Source organism: Citrobacter sp. Res13-Sevr-PEB04-36 (assembly GCF_015672735.1).
In the GTDB taxonomy this organism is placed as follows: Bacteria; Pseudomonadota; Gammaproteobacteria; order Enterobacterales; family Enterobacteriaceae; genus Citrobacter.
In genome coordinates, this window is sequence record NZ_JADABY010000002.1 from 1 (window position 1) to 11555 (window position 11555).

The 11555-nt window shown below is 53.4% G+C and carries 8 protein-coding genes; 1 reads left to right on the forward strand and 7 read right to left on the reverse strand.

Annotation, left to right across the window (positions count from 1 at the left end):
* Nucleotides 1–36: 36 nt before the first annotated feature.
* The 4 genes from sstT to IMQ48_RS00065 form a co-directional block, all read right to left on the reverse strand.
* Nucleotides 37–1281: a serine/threonine transporter SstT gene (gene sstT, locus IMQ48_RS00050; RefSeq protein WP_196207410.1), complete on the reverse strand. Its 1245-nt coding sequence runs from the start codon at nucleotides 1279–1281 to the stop codon at nucleotides 37–39.
* A gap of 243 nt (nucleotides 1282–1524) precedes the next feature.
* Entirely contained in the window at nucleotides 1525–2493 is a 969-nt protein-coding gene (locus IMQ48_RS00055) for a TerC family protein (RefSeq protein WP_196207411.1), read from the reverse strand.
* Nucleotides 2494–2763: 270 nt separating this feature from the next.
* Nucleotides 2764–3762 (reverse strand): Gfo/Idh/MocA family protein, encoded by a 999-nt coding sequence (locus tag IMQ48_RS00060; RefSeq protein ID WP_196207412.1) that lies wholly within the window; start codon nucleotides 3760–3762, stop codon nucleotides 2764–2766.
* A gap of 69 nt (nucleotides 3763–3831) precedes the next feature.
* Nucleotides 3832–4335 carry a M48 family metallopeptidase gene (locus tag IMQ48_RS00065; protein WP_196207413.1) on the reverse strand — a complete coding sequence of 168 codons (504 nt, stop codon included), beginning with the start codon at nucleotides 4333–4335 and terminating at the stop codon, nucleotides 3832–3834.
* 84 nt (nucleotides 4336–4419) lie between these two features.
* On the opposite strand from IMQ48_RS00065, the gene rlmG reads away from it, so the two are divergent.
* A complete protein-coding gene (gene rlmG / locus IMQ48_RS00070) occupies nucleotides 4420–5556 on the forward strand; it encodes a 23S rRNA (guanine(1835)-N(2))-methyltransferase RlmG (protein ID WP_196207414.1) in 1137 nt (378 codons plus the stop codon).
* Between the two features lie 127 nt (nucleotides 5557–5683).
* On the opposite strand, the gene IMQ48_RS00075 is transcribed toward rlmG, so the two are convergent.
* The 3 genes from IMQ48_RS00075 to ygjJ form a co-directional block, all read right to left on the reverse strand.
* On the reverse strand, nucleotides 5684–7702 hold the full coding sequence (locus IMQ48_RS00075; RefSeq protein ID WP_196207415.1) for an NADPH-dependent 2,4-dienoyl-CoA reductase: 2019 nt from the start codon (nucleotides 7700–7702) through the stop codon (nucleotides 5684–5686).
* 224 nt (nucleotides 7703–7926) lie between these two features.
* Nucleotides 7927–10278 carry an alpha-glucosidase gene (gene ygjK, locus IMQ48_RS00080; protein ID WP_196207416.1) on the reverse strand — a complete coding sequence of 784 codons (2352 nt, stop codon included), beginning with the start codon at nucleotides 10276–10278 and terminating at the stop codon, nucleotides 7927–7929.
* Between the two features lie 44 nt (nucleotides 10279–10322).
* Nucleotides 10323–11399 (reverse strand): protein YgjJ, encoded by a 1077-nt coding sequence (gene ygjJ / locus IMQ48_RS00085; protein WP_196207417.1) that lies wholly within the window; start codon nucleotides 11397–11399, stop codon nucleotides 10323–10325.
* Nucleotides 11400–11555: the final 156 nt, after the last annotated feature.

Below are 11555 nucleotides of genomic sequence, written 5' to 3' on the forward strand. Positions count from 1 at the left end.
AAAACCCCTCCGCACCATGACGGAGGGGAAAAGTGATTAGCCGCGCAGGGCGTTGTTTGCCAGACGTTCGTCTTCAGCCTGGCAGGCTGCGGCGGTAAACAACACGTCGGTTGAGGAGTTCAGTGCGGTTTCACAGGAGTCCTGCAATACGCCGATAATAAAGCCGACGGCAACCACCTGCATGGCGATATCATTCGGGATACCGAACATATTACACGCCAGTGGGATCAGCAGCAGAGAGCCACCCGCCACGCCAGATGCGCCACAGGCACACAGCGATGCCACGACGCTCAACAGCAGAGCAGTCGGTAAATCAACCGGGATCCCCAGTGTATTCACCGCCGCCAGCGTCAGTACGGTAATGGTGATTGCCGCGCCAGCCATGTTGATGGTTGCACCCAGTGGGATAGAAACCGAGTAGGTATCGCGGTCCAGATTCAGCTTCTCACACAGGGCCATATTCACCGGAATGTTGGCGGCGGAGCTGCGGGTAAAGAAGGCATACACGCCGCTTTCACGCAGGCAAGCCAGCACCAGCGGATACGGGTTGCGACGAATTTTCCAGAACACCAGCAGCGGGTTGACCACGAACGCCACCAGCAGCATACAACCTACCAGCACTGCCAACAGCTGCGCATAGCCCCACAGCGTAGCAAACCCCGTGGTGGCCAGCGTGGAGGAGACCAGACCGAAAATACCGACAGGGGCGAAACGGATCACCAGTTTCACCATAAAGGTGACGGCGTTGGACATATCGTTGACCAGATTCTTGGTCGTTTCATTCCCGTGACGCAGGGCAAAGCCCAGGCCGACGGCCCATACCAGAATGCCAATGTAGTTTGCATTAAGCAGGGCATCAATTGGGTTCGACACCATGCTCATCAACAGCCCACGCATCACTTCGACAATGCCCGATGGCGGCACAATATCGTTAGTGCTACTGGCAAGATGCAGCGTGGAAGGGAAAGCAAAGCTGAACACCACCGCTGCTAACGCCGCGGAGAAGGTACCGAGCAGATAGAGGAACAGAATCGGACGGATATTAGTTTTTTGCCCATGCTGGTGGTTAGCAATAGAGGCCATTACCAGCATCAGAACCAGGATGGGGGCGACGGCTTTTAATGCGCCGACGAACAGGGTGCCCAGCAAACCAGCGGCTTCTGCAGCCGGTTTTGAGATCAGTGCCAGCGCAATCCCCAGTACCAAACCTATCAAAATTTGCTTAACAAGGCTCCCTTGCGCCAAACGCGAGATCAGCCCCGATGAACGTTGCGTAGTCATTTCATAATCCTTTTATTGTGTTGTCGCCTGACCCTTGTGCGTTCTATAGACGCATCTTTCAGGTATGAGGCAAGTGTTTGCATGGCTGAGTATAAGGAAAGAACAAGGTTCGGGAAGATAAATATCCTGGATTTTACGCCGAGATCATATTTTATAACTTTAAATTAACATTATGCTGACATGTTAAACAAAAAGCCCGACGCACACAGTGGGCGTCGGGCTTTGTAGGCTAGTGGATGAGTGTTACTGCGTTTGCTGCTTTTTATCGTGCTGGTGGTTGACCCACGCATTCACAATCAGCGTCACAAACAGAATGCTGAACACCACGCCTAACGAGATAGCGATAGGGATATGGTAGAAGTCGACGATCAGCATCTTGATGCCGATAAACACCAGAATGATCGACAGGCCGTACTTCAGCATTGAGAAACGCTCTGCCACGCCAGCCAGCAGGAAGTACATTGCGCGCAGACCAAGGATGGCAAACAGGTTAGAGGTCAACACGATGAACGGGTCGGTGGTTACGGCAAAGATTGCCGGGATACTGTCGACGGCAAAGATAACATCGCTCAACTCAACCAGAATCAGCACCAGCATCAGCGGCGTAACGAACAGCAGACCGTTTTTACGCACGAAGAAATGCTCGTTCTCGATGGTGTCGGTCATACGCAGATGACCGCGCAGCCAGCGCACTAACGGCCTGTCGCCAATGCCGGAAGCATCTTCTTTTGCCAGCGCCATCTTCACGCCGGTAAACAGCAGGAACGCGCCGAACACGTACAGCAGCCATTCGAACTGGGTGATAAGCCAGCTGCCCGCGAAGATCATGATGGTACGCAGAACAATCGCCCCCAGCACGCCATACACCAGCACCCGACGCTGCAACGCTGGCGGCACCGAGAAGTAGCTAAACAGCATCAGCCAGACAAAGACGTTATCCACTGCCAGCGATTTTTCAATCAAATAGCCGGTGAGGAACGCCAACGCCTGTGGGTCTGCGACCGCACGCCCCTGGGTTTCTGCCAGATACCACCAGAATACGGCGTTAAACAGTAACGACAACGTGACCCAGACGATTGACCAGGTAGCGGCCTGCTTCATTGACATCGTATGCGCGCCGCGACGACCCTGCAGAAGCAGATCGATGGCCAGCATAATCACTACCACAACAGCGAAGCCACCCCATAACAACGGTGTGCCGACAGTATTCATTATATTTCCCCATGCATAAAAAAACGGCCAACGCCGAATGACGTTAGCCGCTGCTTTTCATGCATAGACCTTGCCATTCGGCAAGGTCTCACTTACAACAACAAAGGAATACGTCAACGTATTCCTTTGTTATCGCCCGGCGACCGGATGTGGTTTTTCACACATCGTAATGACGATCAACCGACAACGAAGTTACTCCCCTTTGCGGGTAACAAAGTATTACAGGCCACGCTTTCAGTCAATGGCCTGCAACATTCGTTTTACATAGTTTTACGCAATCAGCGAGGTATCCGCACCATCGGCTGGGAAAACGACGCCGGTCTGACGGCGAATTTCCGTTTGCAGCTTGGCGGTAATACGGCTGACGGCCAGTGCCGGGTGATCTACTTCGCCGGATTCAACCAGATGAGCAAAGCGCTCTGCCTCATACAGCATAGTATTGATGTGCTGAGGCACCGTCAGATCCTGCGTTTTTCCCCCACGCGGAACAAAGCAGACTTTCTGACACTCGGAGATTTTCTCAATAACCAGTGACCCCGATTCGCCCTGAATCTCGCTGGGGAGCACCGAGTCGCTCACTTTGGAATGCTGCAACGTGACGCTAAAATCACCGTAGTTCAGCACCACCACGCCGTGGGCATCAACACCGCTTTCCAGCAGGCTGGCGCTGGCCTGTACGCTCTTCGGTTCGCCCCACAGCGCAACCGCCGAGGCCAGGCAGTAAAAGCCGATATCCATAATCGAGCCATTCGAGAACGCCGGATTAAAGGTGTTCGGGTTTTCACCGTCCAGATAACGCTGGTAGCGTGAAGAGTACTGGCAGTAATTGATAAATGCCTTTCTGATGTTTCCTGTCCTGGGCAGAGATTGCTGCAGCAACAAGAAATTGGGCAGGCAGGCGGTCTTAAACGCCTCAAACAGCACCACCTGATTTTCCCGGGCGCAGGCGATAGCAGCATCGACTTCTGCCAGGTTTGACGCCAGCGGCTTCTCACAGATGACATGCTTTTTATGGCGTAAGAACAGCTCGGTCTGCGGGAAATGCAGCGAGTTTGGGCTGGCGATATACACCGCATCAATAGCGTCACTCTGCGCCATCGCCTCAAGCGAGGTAAACAAATGCTCGACGAGATAATCGTTAGCGAAACTTTGTGCCTGTTCAAGGCTGCGGGAATAAACTGCGGTTAACTTATATTTGCCGGTTTCATGGGCGGCATCCACAAACTGGCGGGTGATCCAGTTTGTGCCAATCACTGCGAAACGTATCATAAAGGCCTTCAGGCTGCGAAAAGGGATCCTTGTGCCAATTTAGCATGCCTTGCTGACAAAGCCAGTGCGCTACTGCGCAGTTTGCTTTAGCGATTGTTGCGTTAACCACAGGCGGGTGTCGAACTCCAGTTGGTGATACTGAGGTTCCATATGGCAGCACAGTTGGTAAAACGCTTTGTCGTGTTCTTTTTCTTTCAGATGCGCTAGTTCATGAACCACGATCATGCGTAAAAAAGGCTCCGGGGCGTTGCGAAAGACGGTGGCGACGCGGATTTCTGCTTTCGCCTTCAACTTGCCGCCCTGCACGCGAGACACGGCGGTATGCAACCCAAGCGCATTCTTCAGCACGTGGATCTTACTGTCATACATCACTTTATTGAGCGGTGGGGCGTTGCGCAGAAACTGACTTTTCAGATCCTGGGTATATTGCCAGAGCGCTTTGTCGGTCGCGAAGTCATGCGTACCCGGATAACGCTTTTCCAGGACCGCACCCAGACGCTGCTCTCTAATCAAGGTTCGAACCTGATCAAGTAAATTCTCCGGGTAGCCCTGCAGATAGGTCAACTGACTCATTTGTGCCCCATATAAAGTATAAAAAGTGTATACTCACGCACCCTTTTCAGGGATACGCCGAAATTTTACCATTCAGGAGGGCCGATGAGCCACATAGACAACGGTTTCCGTTCGCTGTCACTTAAACGTTTCCCGGAAACGGACGACGTTAACCCGCTGCTGGCGTGGGAAGCTGCAGATGAATATCTGCTGCAACAGCTGGACGATACCGAGATTAGCGGCCCGGTGCTGCTCCTGAATGATACCTTCGGCGCGCTGGGTTGTGCGCTGGCGGAACATTCCCCGTACAGCATTGGCGACTCCTATTTAAGCGAACTGGCGACGCGTGAAAACCTGCGCCATAACGACATTGCTGAATCCAGCGTCAAGTTCCTCGACAGCACGGTCGAATACCCACAGGCGCCGGGTGTGGTACTTATTAAGCTGCCAAAAACCATGGCGCTGCTGGAGCAGCAACTGCGAGCGTTACGCCAGGTCGTCACGCCGCAAACGCGCATTATCGCCGGGGCGAAGGCGCGCGACGTGCATACCTCGACGCTTGAGCTGTTTGAAAAGGTGCTGGGCCCAACCACCACCACGCTGGCATGGAAAAAAGCCCGTCTGATCAACTGTACGTTCAGCAATCCTGAGCTGGCTGACGCCTCACAAACGCTGAGCTGGAAGCTGGAAGGTACCGACTGGACGATCCACAACCACGCCAACGTCTTCTCCCGTACCGGACTGGATATTGGCGCACGTTTCTTTATCGAACATCTGCCGGACAATCTGGAAGGTGAGATTGTCGATCTCGGTTGCGGTAATGGCGTAGTAGGTCTGACGTTGCTGGAGAAGAATCCGCAAGCGAGCGTGGTGTTTGTGGATGAATCGCCGATGGCGGTGGCGTCCAGTCGCCTGAACGTGGAAACCAACATGCCAGATGCGCTGGACCGCTGCGAGTTTATGATCAACAACGCACTGTCTGGCGTGGAGCCTTTCCGCTTTAACGCCGTGCTGTGTAACCCGCCGTTCCACCAGAAGCACGCGCTGACTGATAACATCGCATGGGAGATGTTCCACCATGCCCGCCGTTGCCTGAAGGTTAACGGCGAGCTGTATATTGTGGCGAACCGTCACCTCGACTACTTCCACAAGCTGAAGAAGATTTTCGGTAACTGCGAAACCATCGCCACCAACAACAAATTTGTGGTGCTGAAAGCGGTGAAATTAGGGCGTCGCCGCTAATCGCTGATGCCGGGGCGGTTAATACCTTATCAGGCCTACAACGAACGGCCTTGTAGGCCTGATAAGCGTAGCGCCATCAGGCAATGATGTGTGCAATTACCTTATCCGGCCTACGAAATACACCCTGTTAAATTTCCAGCGCCAGTCGGGTGCCTTGCGCGATGGCGCGTCGGGCATCCAGTTCTAACGCCACATCACACCCGCCGATCAGATGTACTGTTTTTCCGGCCGCATGCAGCGGATCGACCAGTCCACGACGAGGTTCCTGACCCGCACAAATTACCACATGATCCACGTTCAGGAGCTGAGGCTCGCCATTGATCAGCACATGCAGTCCATCATCATCGATCTTCTGATAGCTCACCGCCGGGATCATTTTCACACCACGCGACAGCAGGGTGGCGCGATGGATCCAGCCCGTGGTTTTGCCTAACCCTTGCCCCGGTTTACTGGCTTTACGCTGCAACATGACTATCTGGCGTGGGCTACGGGATAACTGCGGTCCTTCCGGGCGTAAGCCGCCTGCCTGCTGGAGGCTGGTATCGATTCCCCATTCCACGCAGAATTCCGCAATGTTTTGGCTGGTGGGCTCGCCGGGCTGGCTCAGATACATGGCGGTATCAAAGCCGATCCCGCCGCTGCCGATAATCGCCACGCGTTGACCTACCGGCGTTTTATCACGTAAGACATCAAGATAGGTCAGCACTTTGGGATGATCGATGCCGTCGATCGGCGGCGTGCGCGGTTCGATCCCGCTGGCGAGGATCACTTCATCAAACGAGAGCAGATCGTCTGCGGTGACAAAATGATTCAGCTTCAGCGTCACGCCGGTAACGTCGATCATACGGCGGTAATAGCGCAACGTTTCGTAAAATTCTTCTTTGCCGGGGATCTGTTTGGCGATATTGAACTGTCCGCCGATCTCCGCGTTAGCATCAAACAACGTGACCTGATGACCGCGTGAAGCGGCGTTGATGGCAAAGGCGAGCCCCGCAGGACCGGCACCGACTACCGCCAGATTCTTCAGCTGTGTCGCCGGTACGATCGGCATTTTGGTTTCATGGCAGGCGCGAGGGTTCACCAGGCAGGACGTCACTTTGCCGACGAAGATCTGATCCAGACAAGCCTGGTTACAGCCGATGCAGGTGTTGATCTCATCCGCTCGCCCGCTTTGCGCTTTTGACAGCAGCTCGGCATCGGCAAGGAACGGGCGTGCCATCGACACCATATCAGCATCGCCACGGGCCAGAATATCGTCGGCAACTCCCGGATCGTTAATACGGTTGGTGGTGACCAGTGGAACGGTAACGTGACCCTTCAGCTTGCGGGTCACCCAGCTAAATGCTCCGCGCGGCACCGGCGTGGCGATGGTGGGGATCCGTGCCTCGTGCCAGCCGATCCCGGTGTTGATGATCGTAGCACCTGCCGCCTCAATGGCTTTCGCCAACTGGACTGTTTCGTCAAACGTGCCGCCATTTTCCACCAGGTCGAGCATCGACAGGCGAAAGATAATAATAAAGTCATTACCGGCACGTTGACGAACGGCCCGCACCACCTCGACGGCAAATCGCATGCGGTTGGCGTAATCGCCGCCCCATTGGTCAGTCCGCTGGTTGGTGCGCAGGGTAAGGAATTCGTTGATCAGATAGCCTTCCGAGCCCATAACCTCTACGCCGTCGTAGCCTGCTTCCCGCGCCAGCTGCGCGCAATGGGCAAAATCCTCAATCAGCTGCAGCACTTCATCGTGGGTCAGCTCATGCGGGGTAAAGCGGTTGATCGGCGCCTGAATAGCGGAGGGTGCGACGAGGTGCGGCTGATAGCTATAGCGTCCGGTATGCAGAATTTGCAGCGCGATTTTGCCGCCTTCGTCATGCACCGCGTCGGTAATTACGCGGTGATGTGGTAACTGACTGGCGTCGTTTAACATCGCGCCGCCTTCCATACCCACGCCGGAAAGCGCAGGGGCAATACCGCCGCTCACAATCAGGGCGACGCCGTGACGGGCGCGCTCGGCGTAGAACGCGGCCAGCCGTTCTGCGCCATCGGGATACTCTTCCAGACCGGTATGCATTGAACCCATCAACACACGGTTTTTAAGCGTGGTGAATCCCAGATCGAGCGGGGCGAACAGCGACGGATAGCTCATAATGGTGTCCAGTATGTAAAATTATTGTTATGTGGTCGGATGAGTTACTAATTTAGCCGTCGCGGCGCAAAAGGGAAAAGGGGAATGCCGTGATTGTGATGGGATTCAAAAAAGGAGTGGGGCCAGAGAACGAATTTGCCGGATGTCGGTGCAAGCAGCTATCCGGCCTACGAAAACGCGTTTCGGGTAGGCCGGATAAGCGCCATCCGGCAATAGGTTACAGCTTACTGTTTTTTAAGAAAATCGTTATACAACATATAGAGATGTGCCGCGCTCCAGGAGAAGTTGGGGGCACCCTGCTGTGCGCCGGTCAGTGGGTTATAGTTTTCCTGAATCGGACCATCAGCGGTGAGCCCTTTCGCATGCTTGAAGAACGTATCTGCCATTTTCAGCGCTTCATCGCGGTAGCCGTAACGCTCCATTCCTTTTAAGCCAAACCAGAACTGATCCACCCACACGCGCCCGCGCCAGTAAATATCCGGGCCGAAAGCCGGGTTGGTGAGCGCCGCGGTGCCCAGCGGCACAAAGGTGTTGAACTCTTTCGGGTCGAGCATCACCTTCACCACCGCGTCAGCATGAGATTGCGTGGCCGCGCCGTTAAACAGCGGTGACCAGCCTTCCGGTCCTTTGCCGCGCTCGACGATCGGTTTTCCCGCACAGCCGTTTGCCAGTGGCTTATCTTCGATGCGAACGTCATAGAAATACTGCGTATTCACATCAAACATGCAGGTATTGATATAATCCGCCAGTTTCGCCGCCAGTGTCTGATAGTGTTTTGCGTCCTGGGTTTTACCGAGCAGGGTCGCCATTTCTGCCAGGTAATGATTATCGCTGAACATGTAGCTGGCCTGGTCGACTGACTCCTGGAGCAGTGAATACCCTAGTAATTTGCCGTCGCGATTACGGTTTTCGGCAAATTTCACTACCCAGTCGCCGCGTTTACCACCGTTCGCGACGTATTTATCCAACTGGTCTTTGTCGATAAAACCAAACACGGCGGCATCGTCACGACCAGATTCCCATCCTGCAGCTTCCTGTGCCGGAATGGTCAGGCTGTCATACTGGCCTTTGCGGGTGACGGCAGCATAGTTTTTCAGCCCGGAGAGGGTCTCTTCTTTGTCACCCTTTTTCACCGTAAACAGCATCTCGCCGCTGTCCGTGTTATGGGCTTTATCACGGGTTGCGCCGTACTCAGGAACACCGTTGCCGTTATGATCGCGGTTACGTAGCCACCAGTCGTGGTACGCCACCAGTTTCGGGTACATCTCTTCGAGCCAGGCTTTGTCCTTAGTGACGTTGTAAACCTCCATCACCGACCAGGCCGCCAGACTGGGCTTGGTGTTGCGCTCGTTCCAGTTACCGCCATCGCCGCCGCGTTCCGGGATGGGGTTCCACGTGACCAAATCGAGGATCATGCCTGCATCCTGAGGGCGCACCGGATCGGTGGGCTGGATTTGCCAGTCAAAGAGCGCGCGAATGCTATCTTTCGCGATCTCTGGGTTGAAGTGCACCATGGCAAAGGCAATCTTCCATGAGTCCCAGGCATAGGTCTGGTTACCGGAGAACCAGCGAGCCGTCACCGAAGGCGTGACGGTATTGTGTTTCACCGCTCCGCCGGGCGTTCTCCAGTTGCCGTTCAGCGTTTCGATCGCTTTCACCGCCACGCGGGTTTGTTCTGGGGTGGCATCCGGATTGTTTAAACCCTTTTTGAGATAGGCTTCCCAACGCTGCTGTGAGGCGAGCATATAAGAAGAAGGGCGCGCCAGAATATCGCGGATCTGCGCCTGTTCTTTGCTGACCTCCTGCGCGGTTAACAGATGCGAATAGGTGGTGTAAAGCGTGGTAGAGCCATTGATATGCGCTTTACTGGTAAATCGGTGGCCATCAACAGTGGTGTTCATGGCAAGTGATTTGTGTACCTGATACTCCGACTCGCCGGAAGTTAACAGATCCCAGGTCGAACGTACTTTACCGAAGGTGACCTTCAGGCCATTGCGCGTAGCGATGATTTTTCGCTGGTAGTCCGGGTATTCGCCATCAATGGTTTTATCGGAGAGGGGTTTTCCCTCTTTCGCTTCCAGCTTTTCCAGTAACTCTCCGTCCCACACCAGATCCAGCGGTGTATTGCTGGTGATTTTGGTTTCCAGTAGTGAGGTATGTGAACTGGCAAAGCGCAGCGTCATCTCAACCTGCACCGCTTTTGATGACAGTTTCTGCACCAGTGCGCCGGGCAGGCTGTAGGCCTCAAGGGTGAAATCGACCTTTTTACCGTTCTGGTACACCGTCAGCCGGTCAAAATTTGTGGCCATAAAGTTGATGTACTCTTCCGTCAGCAGCGCGACGCCAGGGAAGCCCCCCATCGTTGCGGGGCCATCCGGCAACAGGTGGCCATGCCATGAGCCGAGGTCGAAAAAGGGATTAAAGCGCTGATGACTGTCATTGCCGGTGTCACGCATATATTCAGGTGCGCCGTGGCGGTCAATCACATTTTTGAAATCGGTTTTCGTCGCAGCGTGAGCAGAAATGCTGAGTAATAGTGCACAGGCTAGCGGGGTTAACGAATATATTTTTTTCATAATGATGAAGCTCCTTTTCACATTTAGCGAAATAAACAGAGAAATTAATGACCCCAGTAGTAATACTGCATCAGGAATATTTTGTTATCGGAATCGTCAGTACTGTTGCCAAGGTTAAATCGGCTATCAAAGGCTGTGGCGAATTTGCCGCCGCCATATTCGTACCAGATACCGAATTGGGCATAGGATGTAGTCGTGTCAGGGTCGTTATCCAGGTTGTGCTGCGCGTAGCTGTAGGCGGTAGAGAGATAAAAGCCTTTAAACGCCTCATACATGGCACTGACCATCGCGCCGGTTTCTGTTCCCGGGTTACCTAGCCCTTCACCACGCCCTGTATGGTGCCAGACGCGCGCGCCGAAGTTCGGTGTCAGAATACCGGTGACAAACAATTGGCCGGTACCATCGGTCACTTCCGTCCCCCCCATCCAGGTGACATCTTTCATAAAGTCATACTGGATATAGCCGTTTGCCATAGCAGGGTAGATATATTTATCGGAGTAGCGATCGTATTTGCCAAAATGTAGCCATGCTTTATCTTCATCGGAATGACCTGCCGGTGTTGCGATGATGCTATAGCGGAAATCACCACTGAGGTTTTGTACCTTGACTGCTGTGGCGATATCTCGAGTATTGGGAAGTTCATAACCAAACTCTGGTGTGAAGTCAGCCCAATATTGCAGATCGTCCAGTGAAGAGTCGTTATGCAGGCTCAGAATAATTTCTGTTTTATCATCGGTACGATAGCCACCCCAAAAGCGGTTTATCCCTCCTTCGAAGCCACCCCAGCCATGATCGGGCACCCAGGCATTACCATCGTGGTCTGCCTGTACTGTCCAACCTTCACCGTATATAAGCCCAAACCAGTGGCCGTATTGCCCCTCCACGCCACCTTCAATATAAGTACCGTCTTCGTATTTCCCTTTATAATCACCCTCCAGCGCCGTATAACCACCAACTCCCATTTCGCCATAAAAACGAAATGAAGGGGAAGTGTTTGTGATTTCTGGTGTTTTTGTATCGTCGTGTGTTGCCGGGATATTATCCTCTGCTACGGTAAAAGGAAGGTAGCAACAAAAAGATAGGGCGATTAATACCCTATAAGTATTCTTATTAAACGTCATCTTTCTATTCCATCAGAAGAAAAATATTATATTTTTACTGTAAATTTCTTGGTCCACGGACTGCCCTGCTGTTATATAAGTAACAGCAGGGTAGGGCTTCAGATAACGGCATTACAGATTAAAATGGTGTATTAAATTTTATTAAATAGTGAATTG